Annotated in this window: 11 protein-coding genes; 6 read left to right on the top strand and 5 right to left on the bottom strand. The window is 66.9% G+C overall.

The window, feature by feature from the left end:
- The first annotated feature begins 66 nt into the window (after positions 1–66).
- The 5 genes from NOF53_RS17815 (at position 67) to NOF53_RS17795 (ending at position 8,106) form a co-directional block, all read left to right on the top strand.
- Positions 67–1,860: an Hsp70 family protein gene (locus NOF53_RS17815; RefSeq protein WP_255971094.1), complete on the top strand. Its 1,794-nt coding sequence runs from the start codon at positions 67–69 to the stop codon at positions 1,858–1,860.
- 8 nt (positions 1,861–1,868) lie between these two features.
- Complete coding sequence (locus tag NOF53_RS27750) at positions 1,869–3,830, top strand: LuxR C-terminal-related transcriptional regulator (protein ID WP_255971092.1); 1,962 nt, start codon at positions 1,869–1,871, stop codon at positions 3,828–3,830.
- A 97-nt stretch (positions 3,831–3,927) separates the two neighbouring features.
- Positions 3,928–5,094 (top strand): hypothetical protein, encoded by a 1,167-nt coding sequence (locus tag NOF53_RS17805; protein ID WP_255971091.1) that lies wholly within the window; start codon positions 3,928–3,930, stop codon positions 5,092–5,094.
- A gap of 111 nt (positions 5,095–5,205) precedes the next feature.
- Entirely contained in the window at positions 5,206–6,528 is a 1,323-nt protein-coding gene (locus tag NOF53_RS17800; protein ID WP_255971089.1) for a S1 family peptidase, read from the top strand.
- Positions 6,529–6,795: 267 nt separating this feature from the next.
- Positions 6,796–8,106 (top strand): S1 family peptidase, encoded by a 1,311-nt coding sequence (locus tag NOF53_RS17795; protein ID WP_255971087.1) that lies wholly within the window; start codon positions 6,796–6,798, stop codon positions 8,104–8,106.
- Between the two features lie 132 nt (positions 8,107–8,238).
- Here NOF53_RS17795 and NOF53_RS17790 read toward each other — a convergent pair whose 3' ends face one another.
- The 4 genes from NOF53_RS17790 to NOF53_RS17775 form a co-directional block, all read right to left on the bottom strand.
- Positions 8,239–8,934 carry a DUF8020 domain-containing protein gene (locus tag NOF53_RS17790; protein WP_255971085.1) on the bottom strand — a complete coding sequence of 232 codons (696 nt, stop codon included), beginning with the start codon at positions 8,932–8,934 and terminating at the stop codon, positions 8,239–8,241.
- A complete protein-coding gene (locus NOF53_RS17785; RefSeq protein WP_255971083.1) occupies positions 8,931–9,716 on the bottom strand; it encodes a DUF8020 domain-containing protein in 786 nt (261 codons plus the stop codon). Before NOF53_RS17785 ends, NOF53_RS17790 begins: the two co-directional genes overlap by 4 nt.
- Before the next feature lie 131 nt (positions 9,717–9,847).
- The gene (locus NOF53_RS17780; RefSeq protein WP_255971081.1) at positions 9,848–10,531 is read right to left on the bottom strand and encodes a DUF8020 domain-containing protein; all 684 of its coding nucleotides are present in this window, start codon (positions 10,529–10,531) and stop codon (positions 9,848–9,850) included.
- Between the two features lie 300 nt (positions 10,532–10,831).
- Complete coding sequence (locus NOF53_RS17775) at positions 10,832–11,266, bottom strand: hypothetical protein (protein ID WP_255971079.1); 435 nt, start codon at positions 11,264–11,266, stop codon at positions 10,832–10,834.
- Positions 11,267–11,865: 599 nt separating this feature from the next.
- Between NOF53_RS17775 and NOF53_RS17770 the strand changes: the two genes are divergently transcribed.
- The gene (locus NOF53_RS17770; RefSeq protein WP_255971077.1) at positions 11,866–15,099 is read left to right on the top strand and encodes a (Fe-S)-binding protein; all 3,234 of its coding nucleotides are present in this window, start codon (positions 11,866–11,868) and stop codon (positions 15,097–15,099) included.
- 192 nt (positions 15,100–15,291) lie between these two features.
- On the opposite strand, the gene NOF53_RS17765 is transcribed toward NOF53_RS17770, so the two are convergent.
- Positions 15,292–16,203 (bottom strand): LysR family transcriptional regulator, encoded by a 912-nt coding sequence (locus NOF53_RS17765; protein WP_255971075.1) that lies wholly within the window; start codon positions 16,201–16,203, stop codon positions 15,292–15,294.
- Positions 16,204–16,217 lie beyond the last annotated feature (14 nt).

Here is a 16,217-nt window from a genome sequence, read left to right as displayed (position 1 = left end):
CAGCACGACGGCGGTGCCGTCTGACGACACGGCGGCGCCCGCCCGCCCGGACCACAGGAGTGGAACATGGCTGCAGCGCTCGGCATCGGTGTCGGATCGGTCAATACGGTGGCCGCAGTCGACGCGGACGGAACGGGTGTCGCAGAGGCCTCGGACCTCACGGTCCTGTCACGGGCCAGCGTTCTGCACCTCTCCCCCGATCGGGCGCCGGTCCTCGGAACCGATACTCAGGACCCGGACGCCATGCCGGTATCCGACTTCGCGAACCGAGTCGGGGACCCGGTGGGGATACTCGCCGACGACGGTTCGACCTACTCGGGGGAAGACCTCGTCGCCACCGCTGTCAGCTGCCTCGTGCACGAAGCTGCATCGGGCAGGCACGGAATGCCCACCACGGTGGTCACCCACCCCACCGTCTGGTCGCCCTACACCGTCGGTGTACTGGCGTCGGCGCTCGAGCAGGCAGGTGTCGAGGACGCCACCCTGGTATCCGAAGCGCAGGCCGTGATGACCTGGCTCGAGCGGACCCGCGGCACGCTCCGCGACGCGGTGTCGGTGATCTACGACCTCGGCGGCACCTCCCTCGACATCACCTTGTTCCGTTCCACCGAGGACGGGGAAGGTGCCGGCGTCCTCGGAAAGCCTGTCCGCTCCGAAGACTTCGGTGGCGCGCATTTCGACCACGCCACCATGCAGTACGTGCTGGGCAACGTCGCGGAAGAGTTCGGGGACATCGATCCGTTCGCTCCCGACACCGTGGCCGCACTGAATCGGCTGCGCACCCGCTGCACCGCCGCGAAAGAGGCGCTGTCCTCCGACACGGAGGCCACCATCTGCATCGAGCTCCCCGGGGTCGCCGCCGACGTGCGGCTGGTGCGTTCCGAGCTCGAGGATCTCATTCGTGAACCACTCCAGGAATCGGTGACGCTCGTCCGCGAGAGCATCCACGCCGCCGGCCTCGAGTCCAGCGACATCACCCAGGTGGTGCTCACCGGGGGGAGCGCCGCCATTCCACTGGTGGCCGAGCTCTTGTCCGCCGAGCTGCGCGTCCCGGTGATTGCCGCGGAACGTCCGGCGCACACCGCAGCGCTCGGCGCAGCCCTGCTCGCCGGCGAGCGCGACGCCGGACGCTCCGCCGCCCCGACGGTCACCCGCATGCCGGCCGTTGTGCCCGTTGCCGCCCCCGCAGCCTCCGCGGCTCCGGCTCCACGCACCGACTCGGACGCCGAGACGGTCGCCTTCATGCCGCGAACACCGGCGCCCGTCCTCGCCGACCCAGCGCCCACCGGGATGTCCCGGAAGAAGAAGGCCGGCATCGTCACGGCCTCCGCGGCGGCGATCGTCCTGCTCGCCGCCGGTGGACTCTCGCTCGGCACCGTGTTCGACGCCCCCGCGGCCGAGTCGGACACGGCCACCTCACAGTTGTCGAGCACATCGGGCGGCTCCGCCACCACTTCCGGCACGCCCGCCGAGGTGGCTGCCCCCGGCACGTCGGCCGCGGCAGATCCCGGCGCAGCGGCCGGTGTCGCCGTGACGGGTGCGCCGGGAACCGCCGCAGGTGTCGCGACTCCGGTAGCAGCACCCGGGGCCCCCGCACCGGCACCGGCACCGGCACCGGCGGGGTCCGCACCCGTCGCTGCGGCGCCCGGCGCGCAGCCCGCCGCACCAGCACCCGCTCCGGCGCCCGCTCCTGCGCCTGCGCCTGCACCGGCACCTGCCCCCGCACCCGTTCCTGTCCAGCCGGACGGCGGCGAAATCGCGAATTCCTTCATCGAGGGAGCACAAATCGTCGGAGGGTACATACCGACGGCTCCTCAGCAAATACCTGTGCCCAACCTCCCCGTCGGCAACGGCGGATAGGACCGCCGGTGTCCACACGGCCTCCGTCGCCTGCCCCCACCACCGTCAGCGACCTCGCGTCGCTCGACACTCCCCAGTTGTCAGTACTCGGTTTGCTGCTGCTCGGGGCCGAACCCGACGAGGCTGTGGTCGCCGCTGTCCTCGACATCGAAACCGAATCCGCGCGCAGTGCGATCGAGACCTTGCGCGCAACTGGCTTCGTCGACGGCCGAGGCACACTCGTCGAGTCCCACCGCAGCCGCCTCGCCGGCGCCCTCGGCGAGAATCGCGTACATGCGCTGGCTCGCCGCCTGCTCACACATCATGTCGCCGCCGGAACACTCACCCTCCCCATCGCCCGGGCGGTGGCCGGGAGTGGTGTCCGCAGCGACGAATTGACTGAATTCCTATGTAGTCGAGCTGAACTCGCCGACCCGGCCGAGGCCGTGTCGCTGTATGGCGATGCCGAACGCGTGGGCCGGCTCGACGACGCGGCTGTTCTCGGTTACGCAGAGGTCTGCGCTCTGAGCGGCGACCTCGACACCGCCGTGGGTCTCGCCGATTCCGTGCTCGAACGGTCCGCCTCGGTCAGCGACGCGGATCTCGCCTCAGCCGTTCGGGTTTCGGCCGCCGGCGCCGCCTACTGCGGAATGATCGATCGCAGCGCCGAATTGTACGCCTGGCTGGGACCACACCGGGTCGGCGCGGACGCCTCCGTCGCCGCCTCGGTTCTGGTGGTGGCCGGCCGGATCGACGAGGCGCAATCCGTCCTCGCCGCGAGCGCCGGCGCGCCGCCGACCGCGACGACCGCCGGTGCCGCCCTCCTCGCGACCGGGCTCGTCCAATCGGTCACGGGCTCCGCGAACGCGGCACTGAACTCCCTGACCCGCGCGCTGTCGTTGCCGGGCCGCGCCGCGAGGCCGCGCATGCTGCCAGACTCACCTGCCGCGATCACGGCTCTCGCCGCCCTTCATTGCGGCGAACTCGCCCACGCGGACGCCGTGCTCGCGCGTGCCCGGGACAGCGACCGGCCCGGAAGCGTCGCCATAAATCGGCATCATCTTCTGACGGCGTGGACGTCCATGGTGCGCGGTGACCTCGCTGCGGCGCAGTCCCGGCTCGATGCGCTCGAGGTCGAATCGATGCACCAGCGCGATCTTCTGTTCGTCCACGGTCTTCGGGTCGGTTTGGCAAGGCGGACCGGTGACAACGCGGCCCTGTTGCAGGCGTGGGCCGGAGCGCAGGGCGTGCTCGCAGAGTATTCGGTGGACCTGTTGAGTCTGCTTCCTCTCGGTGAGCTGTGGCTGACGTCGATCCGGGTCGGTGAGCCGGCTCGGATCACCCATCTCGTCGACGACGCGCAGTCGCTCGTACGCACTCTCGGCGAACCGGCGATGTGGGCTTCTGCCCTGCACTGGTACGGCGTCCAGGCCTCGATACTGGCCGAATGCCCGGCTGATCTGATGCCGCATGCTCGGGCCCTCGGCGAAGCTGCGAAGGTCAGTGCCTACGCTGCCGGGCTCGCCGGCGCCGGGCGGGCCTGGTTGAGGGTATTGCAAGGCGACATCGATGTCGCAGCCGTCGAGGACGCTGCCCGCACCCTCGACCGGATCGGCCTCCCCTGGGACGGTGCGCGCCTGGCCGGAGAAGCCGCGCTGCGCGCCTCCGACACCCGGGTGGCCACCGCATTGCTGCAGGTGGCGCGTGCCCTCCGCCAGCCGGCGCCGGCGGCGACGGGCTCCGATCCCGCAGTCGTCCCCGGTCCGAGTTCGCCGGGCACGCTCACCGACCGTGAAGCCGAGGTGGCCGAGCTGCTCGTCCAGGGCCTGACGTACCGGGAGATCGGAAGCCGGCTGTACATCTCCGCCAAGACGATCGAACACCACGTGGCACGGATCCGGCGGCGCCTCGGCGCCGAGTCGCGGTCGGAACTTCTGTCGATGCTTCGGGCCATGGGGCACGGGCATCCGTCCGACACCGCGCGGTCGTGAGAACGGGGCCGGTGTAACCAATCGGCATCGTCGGGCGACACACTGTGCAATGGTGCGGTGACGCACCCCACGAACGTGCGCCCAGTAAGGATCTGCGATGACCACCGGAGTCGGACTCACCGTCGGCCATTCGGTTTCCACTGCGGTGGTGACCGCCTCGGGCACCGACGTGAGAACGATCGAGCACCCTTCCGTCCTGTTCACTGCACCGGACGGCACAGTGCAGCTCGGTGACCCCGGTACCGAGTCGACGGGGTCGGTGCAGGACTTCCTCGCCCGAGTCGGCGAGCCTGCCGGGATCGAGTACGCGGGCACGCTCACCCGGGCGGAGGATCTGGTCGCGACCGCCATGTTCTGTCTCTTCCGCGAGGCGGCCGAAGGGCTGACGGGGCCGGTGAAGGTGACGGCCACCCATCCGTCGGACTGGGCGGCAGAAACGGTGACGAAGCTCCGCGAATCCCTCGACTACATGGGTCTGAACGAGGCGACCCTCGTCGCGGAGTCCGCGGCGCTGGCCGCTTCGGACGAGTCCCCGGCCCACGGTGCGGCACTGCTGGCCGCCGGTCTGGCGTTGACACCCGACGACACCCAGGCCGACACCGAATCGATCCCGGTGATCGCACCGCCCGTGCATACCGCGTACTCCGCAGTCGCGGACGTGCCTGCTGTCGCCGCCTCCCCGGTCGTCGCAGGCTCAGTCATCGCAGGCTCGGTCGACGCAGGCTCGGCCTCGGACCCGCCGGTCGCCACCGAACCGGCCGCCGCATCGACTGGCACCCCGCCGGCTCCCGCGGCAAAGCGCCCCGACCGCAATCCACTGATCTTCGCGGGCGCCGCCGCGGCCGCACTGATCGCCATCGGTGGTGCGGTTGCCGCCTTCGCCCTCACCGGCACCGGCACCACCGCGGTTCCCTCCATCCAGGACGCGCAGACCGCTTCGCTGCCGTCGTCGAGCACGACGGCGCCGAAAGAACCGGCCCAGTTTCCCACCGCCGCTCGCGAGGAGGTGTTCGCGACCACCGACGCCGTCGAGCCGACGTACGCGGCGGTGGAGCCGACCCCGGTGGCGACGACTTCGCAGTTCGTACCGCCGCCACCACCTCCACCCGTGATCACCCTTCCACCCGTCACCATCGTGACGACGACGACGGCGCCGACGCCCACCGTGACTACACCGCCGACGACGACCACACCCACCACCACGGAGTCGGCGACCGAGACGGCCACCACCACGACCACGGCGGAGGCGGGAACAGGGCAGTGAGGCTTCGGTCACACCTCCCCGACACCCTTACTCGTTCGTAGCTTAAGGTGGGGCGCTGATACTCACCCAGAAGGAATCCCTCGAGACCGGGTTCCGTGCAGAAGGGATTTCATGCGTAACGTGCTGGCGCACCGCGCCGCTGTAGTAGGCGCCTCGGCCATGCTTCTTCTCTTTCCGTTTTCGACCGCCGCCCAGGCAGACCCTGTTACGCAGCCCGACAGCACACCGCAGCTGAGTGCGGAGGCGTTGCCCGCCGAACTCGTCGAAGCGATCACCCGCGACCTGAAGATCAGTCCGCAGGAGTACCTCGACCGCGCGGCGAAGGCCCAGGAGCTGGGTAGCTACGCCGAGGATTTCCGAGCCGAGCACCCGGACGGTTTCGCCGGTGCCTGGATCGGCCTCGACGGCCAGCCCGTCGTTGCGGTCACCACCACAGAGGCTGCCGCCAAGGCGGCCGAGGCCGGTTACACGACGCGCATCGCCCCCGTCTCCGCGAACGGTCTCGAGAAGACTCTTTCCGATGTGAACGGCTGGATCGCGAGCCTCCCCAAGGATGTGGCTTCGCAGATCAACTCCGCGTCGATCGACGTTCTCGAGAACCGCGTCGTCATCGACGTCGTCAACTCGCCCGTCGGTCAGGCGCTCAACCTGCCGACCCTGCTCGCCAACGTCAAGGTCATGCTGAGCCCGGGCGGCGGCGGACCGGTGGAGAGGGGTCCCCTCGGCGGCGACACGTACATCACGACGGTGGGTGAACTGCCGAAGACGCCGATCGCAGAGATCTCCGTCTGTTCCCTCGGTTTCAACGGTGTGGACGACAGCGGCCAGTCCTACAACATCAGCGCAGGCCACTGCAATCCTGCGGAGGGGCAGCCGTCCCCGGTGTTCCTCCCGAACCACCAGAACGTCGATGACAGCCAGCAGATCGGCGCGTTCTCCCACTCGTCGGTGGGTAACCCCGCAGACAAGCTGGACTATTCGCTGATCAAGCTCAACGACGCCGGTGTGCAGGCCGGGCTCGACCGTCCGGCGATCCGTGGCGCGAACGGCACTGCGCTGCAGATCACCGGCACTGCCCGGCCCGTGGTGGGCGCCCCGATCTGTAAGTCGGGACAGACGTCGTCCTTCACGTGCGGCGTCGTGGCCGCCGAACATGTCGAGACGCAGCTGTTCATGGCCGACGGCAGCAACCGGGTGATCAACGGGTTCGCCGGAACGGCCTGCACGCTCGCGGGCGACAGCGGCGGCGCCATCGTCACCGGAACGCTCGCGCTGGGCATCACCAGTGGATCCAACGCGAGTGGAGCGCCCAACTGCACCGAGGCCAATCTGGTCCTGGCACCCGAAGGCGGTACGGCAAACCTCGGAATTCCGGTGGCCGACATCGTCGCGACTGCCGGTTCCGGCCTGCAGGTCCGTACCAACGCCGACTAGGTTCCGCCGTTTCTTCCGCCTCGCCCGGTATCCGCCTTTCGGATGCCGGGCGAGGTCATTCCTGGGCTCCGACGTCCCTTTCGGGGCTTGTGTCCACTTCGTGCGCGTGACCATCGGCCGATCCTCGCAGCCGACAGTGTTACAGGTGGGATTAGTCGGCTGGAACCCATATAGTCGACTCCGACTGTGTACGGCCCCACCCACAGGGGGCCGTAATCGTATGTGCCCGCGTGGCGCCTGCGAACAAACAAACTGAGAAAGGCCCCTATGCGTAGCTCCATCGCACGTCGTGCCGCCGTGTTCGGCTCGGCAGCGCTGCTGCTCCTCGGTCCCTTGACCACCTCGGCTCAGGCTGATCCGGTCGAACCCGAAGTCTCCGATCAAGCTGCTGCACTTCCGCTCGAACTGGTCGATGCGATTCAGCGTGATCTCGCGTTGAGCCCGGACCAGTACCTGGAGCACGCCGAGCTGGGTCAGAAACTTGCCGAGTTCGCGAAGATCGCCCGCATCCAGTTCCCCGACGCCTTCGCCGGTACCTGGCTCGACGACGCAGGCAACGCCGTCGTCGGTGTGGCCGAGGGCACCGACAAGGTTGCGGCAGTCGCCGCCGCCGAAACGGCCGGCTTTCAGGTCAAGGACGTGGCCCAGAGTGAGAGCAGCCTGCAGGCGCAGCTGAAGACACTCGACGGCTGGCTCGACACGCAACCGCCCGCGGTCGCCGACCTCGTTCGCGGTGTCACCATCGACATCGTCAACAACGGCTTGGTGCTCCGCGCGGACGACGCAGGTGGATTGCAGCTTCCGGACTTCCTGCAGGGCGCACGGGTGGTGCAGTCACCTGCCACAGCGGCCCCGCAGCCGTCTACCGATCTGGCACCGATCGCCGAGGTCATGCCCGCCGACGCCATGCTGGGTGGCGACGCATACGGGTCGCTCGGTGGCGGCATCGGCCTGCGCTGCTCGCTCGGTTTCAACGGCACCGACAACTCCGGTGGACCGGTGAACATCACAGCCGGACACTGCGACCCCAACCTCGCCGCGGCCGGTACCGTCGACGCGTCCGAGGCGTTCGCGCTCGCCCCGGGTGGGACTGGTCCGCGTGTGGGCACCTTCGCCAAGACCAGCCTCGACAACCACGACTACGCGATCATCCGCGCCGACGCCGGTGCTGCGCACCGATTCGAGAACAACGGTGTGCGGGTCCCTGGTGCCGCGCCGTTGGCTATCACTGGAACAGCCGACCCTGTCGTCGGCGCTCCCGTCTGCAAGTCCGGTCTCACCACCGGGTACACCTGCGGTGTCGTGAAGGCCGTCGGCCAGACCGTCTCGGTGGGTGAACGCACCCTGGCAGACAGCTTCTCGACAAGCATCTGCGCGTTGCAGGGCGACAGCGGTGGCACCATCGTCACGGGCACTCAGGCACTGGGCATCTCGAGCGCGTCCAACGTGGGCCAGTACCCGGTATGCCAGGTCGCGGACGTCGTCACCTTCGTCCTCGGCGAAAGCCCCGAGTTGTTCGCCACCCCGATCAATGCGGTGCTGGCGGAGAACCCCGGCCTGCGCGTGCGCACGTCGTAACGCTCAGCACCAACGATGACGGCCCGTCTCCTGCCGGAGACGGGCCGTCATTGTTCTGTCAGGTTGCGTAAGGACGAGTGTGGCGGTCCCGCAAGGCGGTCCCCGTTTCTTCGTGGCTATCAGTCGCGATGATCAGGCCGTCGGCGCGGGCGGGACGAACGGCGTGTTGACGGTGACGAGGTACTGGATGCCGAGGATCGCCAGCGCGGCACCACCCACGACGATGGTTCCGATGAGGCCACCTGCCGCGAAGCCTGCCATCAGGCCACCGAGGCAACCGACCGGTGCGCCGACGAGCGTCACCGCGAAGAGGCCGCATCCTACGACCAGTCCCACGACACCGAAGACGACCCCGAAGATGAGGCCGCCGATGAGGGTGGCGTATCCCAGGTAACTGTTGAAATCGGCCAGCGCCTTGTCATCACGCTCGTCCTGGGTGTCGAAACCCTCGTCGGCCACAGACTTCAGCGACTGCGCGACATCGGCCGGGACGCGGGGCGTGAGGCGCAACGTCCGGTCCGCGAGGTCGACGTCGATCGGATAGACCGCCTCCCCCACCCGGATGGTCAGAGGAAGCGCGGCCACTACGGTGCCACCGTCGTCCACCACCTCGACCGCATCCTGGGAGTCGGTGATGCGGAAAGCACCCGCGTCGATCGACGTGACGACAGACGTCCCCTCGGCGTGCGCCGCGTACCCGATGTCTTCCGAAGCCGGGACCGTGGCCGGCGCCGCATGTGCGGTCCCTGCCGAAATCGCGAGCGCCGCCACGACCAGAATCGCGCCGCTGGTGATGGTGCGTAGAGAACCTGCGATGCGGCCGCTCATGCGGCCGGAGCGGGAGCGACGGGGGGAACGAACGGGCTGTTGATCGTGTTGAAGTACTGAATTCCGAGCACGACGAGGGCGCCTCCGCCCACCACGATGGTGCCTGCGAGCGCGACCACGGGAGCGACGACCAGCGCACCGCCGATGCATCCGGCAATCGGGCCTGCCAGCCCGAGGAAGGGGATCACCAGGGCAGCTGTGCCGGGAATGACGCCGATCGCGCAGCCGATGCCACCACCGATGATCGCCGCGACGATGGCCGTGATGGCCGTCGTGATACCCAACTGCTGCTGGAAGTCGTCGAGCGCACGCTTGTCCCGCTCCGCCTTGTCCTGAGGCGCGGCGACATCGTCGAGAGTAAGCCGTTCGGCCACCGGAACGGGTGTCGCGGCCGCGGGATCCATGTCCGGGACCAGCCGAAGGACCTTGGCGGATTCGTCGACAGTGATCTCGAACGGATGTTGCAGGTCGTCTACCCGGAAGAACGTCGGAATGGACGCCACCACCGAGCCACCGTCGTCGACGACGTCGACCGTGTCGTTCCCGGCGTTGATCGAGAAGGATCCCGCGTCGATGGTGGCGACGGCCGCGTCACCGTCGCGCGCCGTCTGGTAGTTGATGTTCGGTGCACCCTGCTGCGCGACCGGCGCCGAGCCTGGTGCAGGCTCGGCCGCTGACGGCGAGGCTGCCAGGGCCATCGCCGCGACGACGAGCATGGAAGTGGCAGTAAACCTTCGGAGAATCATCGAGATCCGTTCGGTGAGCGCAGCGATGGGACGCACGAAGGGTAGCCTAAGCAATCGTGTGATCCGTCAGTCAGCTCGGCCGCTGTGATCAGTTTCACTCACCGAAACGAGAAACCACCCGTCCTCCATCTGATGGAGGACGGGCGGCAACGAGCAACCGGACGCGCTTATTTCACCCACTTGGTGGTGCCGGGAGGTGCGTTCAGGGTATTGATCAGATCGATGCCCGCGATGGCCAGCGTGGGACCGCCAACGACGATAGTGCCGATAATGGCACCGATCCCAGCTCCGGTGACACCGAACGGCAGGCATCCGAACACGGCGACGGGTGTGCCGATGGCGCATCCGACGGCGAATCCGAGAATCCCGCCCACGATCGTGCCGCCGAGGCTACCGACGGTCGTGGCAATTCCGAGCTGCTGCTGAAAAGCCGACTGAGCTCGCGTGTTCTCGTCGATCGAGGCCACATCGTGGAGCGCTATGGCCTCGATCCGGTCTTCTGGAGCGACGGGCGTGGCTTTTTCCTTGTCGACGCTCGGCGTCAGACGGAGCGTCCTGCCGTCTTCGGTGATTTCTTCCTCGAACGGAAACTCGAGTCCGTCGAACCGGTACGCGAGCGGGAGGGACACGACCGTCGCCCCACCTGCATCCTTGATTGCCACGGACTCACCGTCCGAGGCCAGCGCGAAGGACCCCGCATCGAGCTTGGTCACAACGGTACGGTCCTCGATGTGTGACTCGTAGCCGATATTGTCGCGAGATTCTGCCGGGTCCGCGACAGCTACTCCGGAGCCCGTCGCCAGGACACCAACCAATAGAGCCGATGTCGTAACGAAACGACGCAACTTCATTCCATCCCCTTAGAGTTTCAAACCCCATCCAGTGATGAACAGTAACTTGCGCCTGTGAAAGATCCCAATTCAAAGACGATTCGATTAACCCAGGTCCCATTCAATGCCGATGTCGAGTGGGGTCCGGCGGCCATTGACTAATTGGGAAGTCTGGGTCGCCCGCCTATTTCCGAACATGTATTCAGATAATGGTAAGAAAACAGACTTTGGAAATGTTTTCTCGCTGACCGGCTGGGGTGGCGAATCGCGCGCAGCCCTGCCGCGAGCGAGCAACGGCGGGGCTGAATCGCGACACAACGACTACTTGTCGCGGTCCGCGTAGATGGACGTACCCGGAGCAGCGTTGTACGTCTCCCACAGTTGATACGCACTCACGCCCAGCGTGGGACCGCCGGCGACGATCGTACCGACGACACCGCCGATCCCAGCGCCGGTCACCAAACCGGGTACGCAGGCGGGTAACGTTGCCACACAACCAATTCCGGCACCGGCCATGGTACCGACCAGACTCCCGACCGTGACTGCGATGCCGACCTGCGTACCGAACTGAGCGAAGGCGCGGTCGTTCTCCTCCCGGGAGGCGACGTCACGGAACGGCAGAGACGACACCGCCGGCGCGCTCGACACCGGCGCGGGAGCGGGACCCGCGATGGGTTCCGCATGGGAAACTCCAGCAGCTAGGACCATGGCGGCTGTCGCCATTCCCGCCGTCGCTGCAGCTCTTCTCACGATCATGGGTGCCTCATTTCAGGAACGTCCCGACAAAGTTTTGGGCGATCGAACTGCACTGCCGACCCCTCCCCGACGGCCGCTGGCAAGGGCCCGAAAAACACGCTCAGAGTAACAGCGCAGTCACAACGGAAAATGATCAATACGCACATTTGCTCCCGCGACGGTAAGTTACCGCCTGGTAACCTCGTGAATCCGCAATTTTACGAATAGCCACCGAGTGGATGGAACTCCCGAACGTAACTGAATGTGCAGCGATCGTTATCCAGCTGCAACCCCACTGCGACTTATTTCGTGACATCGGCTCCCGGCGCATTCGAAAGAGTTCGATCGGAACCGATTCCGTCGCAGGTCCCCGAAAAGTCGAGTTAGGGCGACCTTGGGAGCAGGGTCACTTTCCGACCACCTAACGTGACATCCAGTTATGTCCGGTCGGCGCCGCACACCACGCCGACTGGAACTGCGACGGTGCAGGTGAGCCGTCGCACCGCTCTGGTTACCGGCCAGTAGGAGTAGTGTGTTACTGGCGGGTAACTTACTACGGGTTACGATCTTGAGCATTCCCGTGGTGGCCACTGTGCCGCCCTGAAACGAAAGGCCGCGACATGAATGCCCTGACGATCACGTTGGGCACCATCGGCGTGCTGTTGAGCCTCGTATGTTGGTTCGCCTTCATCGGTGGCGTGCTGAAGACGGTGAGCATCGTCCGCCTCGGCCAACCGGCCCCCGACCGCTGGCGACCGTTCCTTCCCCGCTTCAAGCAGATGTGCGTCGAGTTCATCGCCCACACCCGCATGGCCAAGTTCCGCACCGTCGGCTGGGCCCACTGGCTGGTCATGGTCGGCTTCATGCTGGGCGCGGTCGTCTGGTTCGAGGCCTACGGACAGACCTTCGACCCGGCTTTCCACTGGCCGCTCGTCGGTAACACCGCCGTCTACCACTTCATCGACGAGGTCCTGGGCCTCGGCACGGTCATCGGTATCACCACGCTGATCGTGATCCGGCAGCTCAACCACCCGCGCCGGCCGGAGCGGCTGTCCCGATTCGCAGGCTCGAACTTCCGCGCGGCGTACTTCGTCGAGGCGGTCGTCCTCATCGAGGGTCTCGGCATGATCTTCGTCAAGGCCGGGAAGATCGCCACCTACGGGCACGCCAACGCGTGGACCGACTTCTTCACGATGAACCTCGCGAAGCTGCTGCCGGCGAGCCCCAACCTCGTCGCCTTCTTCGCCTTCGTCAAACTGATGTCGGGCATGATCTGGCTGTACATCGTCGGACGCAACATCACCTGGGGTGTTGCCTGGCACCGGTTCGCGGCTTTCTTCAACATCTACTTCAAGCGCGAGGACGACGGTGGCGTCGCCCTGGGTGCTGCCAAGCCCATGATGTCCGGCGGCAAGCCGATCAACATGGACGATGCCGATCCCGACAACGACACGTTCGGCGCCGGCAACATCGAGGACTTTTCGTGGAAGGGCTGGCTCGACTTCAGCACCTGCACCGAGTGCGGCCGCTGCCAGTCGCAGTGCCCCGCCTGGAACACCGGCAAGCCGCTGTCGCCGAAGCTCCTCATCACCTCATTGCGCGATCACGGGTCGGCGAAGGCCCCGTATCTGCTGGCCGGTGGCCGCAAGGACATGGGCGGCGACGAGGTCGGGCTGGTGAACGGCGAAGGCGCCGTAGACGAGGCCAAGCTCTCCGCGATCCCGGAGGGTGCCCGCCGTGAGGCAGAACGCAAGCTCGTCGGCGAGACCGTCGAGGGTGAGCTGGCGCCCGTCATCGACTCCGAGGTGCTGTGGTCGTGCACCAACTGTGGTGCGTGCGTGGAGCAGTGCCCCGTGGACATCGAGCACGTCGACCACATCATCGACATGCGCCGTTACCAGGTGCTGATCGAGTCGGAGTTCCCCTCCGAGCTCGCCGGATTGTTCAAGAACCTCGAGAACAAGGGCAATCCCTGGGGCCAGAACGCCAAGGACCGCCTCAACTGGATCAGCGAGATGGACTTCGACATCCCGGTCTACGGCCAGGATGCGGACAGCTTCGAGGACTACGAGTACCTGTTCTGGGTCGGTTGTGCCGGTGCCTACGAGGACCGCGCCAAGAAGACCACGAAGGCCGTTGCTGAATTGCTTGCCACGGCAGGCGTCAAGTTCATGGTGCTCGGTGCCGAGGAAACCTGCACCGGCGATTCCGCCCGTCGTGCGGGCAACGAGTTCCTGTTCCAGCAGCTGGCCATGCAGAACATCGAAACACTCGACTCGGTGTTCGACGGCGTCGAGCAGAACAAGCGCAAGATCGTCGTGACCTGCGCCCACTGCTTCAATGCCTTGGGCAACGAGTACCCACAGGTCGGCGGACAGTACGAGGTGGTTCACCACACTCAGCTGCTCAACCGCCTCGTCAGGCAGAAGAAGCTGATCCCCGTTGCCTCGGTCGGCGAGGATGTCACCTACCACGACCCCTGCTTCCTCGGCCGTCACAACAAGGTGTACGACGCCCCGCGTGAACTCATGGAGGCGTCCGGCGCGAAGCTCAAGGAAATGCCGCGACACGGCGAACGTTCCATGTGCTGTGGTGCCGGTGGCGCCCGCATGTGGATGGAAGAGAACATCGGCAAGCGCATCAACGTCGACAGGGTCGACGAGGCGCTGAGCACCGCGACCACCAAAATCGCGACCGGCTGCCCGTTCTGCCGCGTGATGCTCAACGACGGGGTCACCGCGCGCCAGGAATCAGGCCAGGGTGAAGGCGTCGAGGTGGTGGACGTCGCCCAGCTGATGCTCTCGTCCATCACGCGTCTCGAAGCGGACAAACTGAGCGACAACATCAAGGTGATCCCGCGGGAGAAGCCGGCCGAGCCGCAGAAGCAGGTCGAGCCGGTGAAGGACGAGGCGAAGGCCGCGGTCGTCGAGAAGGAGCGCGTCGAGGAGGTCGAGGAGGCAGCCGACACTCCGGCCGCCAAGGAAGCTCCGGCCGGCAAGGGTCTGGCGATGAAGGGCCTCGCCAAAGCACCAGGTGCGAAGGCTCCAGGTGCAAAAGCTCCCGGCAAGGGACTCGGCATGGCGGGCGGTGCCAAGGCGCCCGGCGCCAAGAAGACCGCGGCGCCCGCGGCCGAAAGCACCGAGGCATCCGCCGCAGAGGCACCCAAGGCCAAGGGTCTGGGACTCGCAGGTGGGGCCAAGGCTCCCGGTGGCAAGGGTCTGCAGATGAAGGGTGCCGCGAAGGCGCCCGGCGCCAAGGCCACTGCTCCCGCCGAGGCAGGACCCACCGCCGAGGCAGGACCCACCGCCGAGGCAGGACCCACCGCCGAAGCTGCTCCCGCAGCCGAGGCACCCAAGGCGAAGGGGCTGGGACTCGCCGGTGGGGCCAAGGCCCCGGGCGGCAAGGGCCTGCAGATGAAGGGCAAGGCAAAGGCACCCGGCGCCAAGGCCGCGCCGACAGCCGAAGCTGCTCCGGCGGCGGACGTTGCGCCGGCACCTGCTGCAGAACCCGAGGCACCCGCGTCAGCCTCTTCCGCCGCCGAGGCGCCTGCCGCGGAAGCGCCGAAAGCTTCCCCGGCTGCCAAGGCCGGCGGCCTGGGCTTCAAGAGCGGCGCCACGGCCCCAGGCGCCCGAAAGGCTGCGGCTCCGAAGGCTCCGGCTAGCGAGGCACCTGTGCCCGTGGCGGACACCGCCGAAGCGCCGAAGTCGGAAACGGGAGAAACACCCCAGGATCCGGCGTCGAACGGTGACGGATCCAGCGGTAAGGCGCCGGAAACCACTCCAGCGCCGCCTCAGGCGAAGCCGGGTGGGCTCGGGTTCAAGTCCGGCGCAAAGGCGCCGGGTCGAAAGAACTAGCACCGCCGAACCAGTCGACAGCGCCCCCACCGGAAACGGTGGGGGCGCTGTTGTCACCTCGTCATCGCTGATTGTGCGCGCCAGTAGGTCCCAGGCGCGCTGCCGGAGGGGCCGCATCTGCATCGTGCGTGGTAGCCCGCTAACGCTCGAGGCTGCATTGATCCCGCCCGCAACATGTACGTCGATGCGGAATTACCATCCGACACCTGATGCGGGACGGAAGGATCGGGTCGCGCGGCGTAGTTCAGCGGTCACCGCAGCGAACGCCGGCCGGGACCGGCTTCCGTGTCGGTAGGCGATTCGGGTTCGTCGGCCGATCGGGAGCGCGGTGAGTACTACCCCTTCCGGGACATCGGTCGCCGCGAGCTCCGGAACCAATGCCACACCGGCTCCCGCAGCAACGAGCCGTAGGACCGTCGCGAAGTCATCGACCCGATGGGTTATGCGCGGTTCGAAGCCCTGGGACTGGCAGGTGCGCACAGTCATGGTGTGGCAAAGCGTGCCGGGGTTGCCGACTATCCAGCGGCAACCGGAGTGGCTGCGGACCACTGCCATGCTGTCCACTACCGGCGCTGCTGAAGACGCCAGGAACACGACTTCATCAAGCAGCGGTTCGATCTCGATGCCTGGGCCCATGGTGGAGGGGACGTTGTCATATTCGTGAACCAGCGCAATGTCCAGCTGACCTGCGCGAAGGAGGTCCGGCACATCCGCGGGGTCGACCTCGGTCACCGTCAGCTCCAAGTCTTGTTCGGCACGGCCGATTTCCAACATCGCGGGGAGCACGATCGTCCGTAGGGCCGTCGGAAATGCCCCCAAGCGAACCGATGCCGCCAACCCGGTCTCAGTGGCGGCGAGCGCGGCTTCGGTCCGTTCCAAGGCGGCAAGAACCACCTCGGTGTGCTCGACGAGTACCACCCCAGCCGGCGTCAGTGTTACCCGACGGCCGGTGCGCGTCAGCAGGGCCCGACCAACCTCGCGTTCAAGGGCCGCAATCTGTTGCGATACCGCGGAGGGCGTGTACGCGAGTGCCTCGGCGACCGCCGCGATGGTGCCTCGGTGAGCCAGTTCGCGGAGGAGTCTCAGCTTCCGTATGTCGAGCATAAGACTAGCTTACG

This window comes from Rhodococcus tibetensis, assembly GCF_024438035.1.
Classification (GTDB): Bacteria; Actinomycetota; Actinomycetes; order Mycobacteriales; family Mycobacteriaceae; genus Rhodococcus_F; species Rhodococcus_F tibetensis.
This window is presented reverse-complemented; position numbering and strand designations above follow the sequence as displayed.